The organism is Bradyrhizobium sp. Ken01, assembly GCF_055807355.1.
The window spans coordinates 1-280 of the sequence record NZ_JBVVPC010000192.1 but is presented as its reverse complement, the minus strand read 5'-3'; the positions used below and the strand labels follow the sequence as shown (position 1 = coordinate 280).

The 280-nt window shown below is 64.6% G+C and carries 1 protein-coding gene; it reads right to left on the bottom strand.

From position 1 onward, the window contains the following. The coding region (locus tag AC0L3S_RS39310) for a rhomboid family intramembrane serine protease (RefSeq protein ID WP_473285338.1) at positions 1 to 280 on the bottom strand (280 nt) is incomplete at both ends.

Below are 280 nucleotides of genomic sequence, written 5' to 3'. Positions count from 1 at the left end.
CCCGGGGCAAAACCGAGCAGGCCGGTGGCGAGATTGATGACCATCCACATGGCAAGGAAAATCACGACACCGCGTAAGCGCAACACGAATGCGATCGGCAGCACCGGGCCGGCGAAGGCGGCTTTGCCGGCCGAACGATCGGTGCGGAAGCCAAAACGCGCCGCAGCCCCCATCATGCCTGATATCGCACCGGAAGCCCCGACCAGCGGCGCCTCACCGTAAGGATGCAGTGCCCAGAAAAGCGCGACCGAAGCCAGCCCGGTTGCGGCAAAGAACAGCG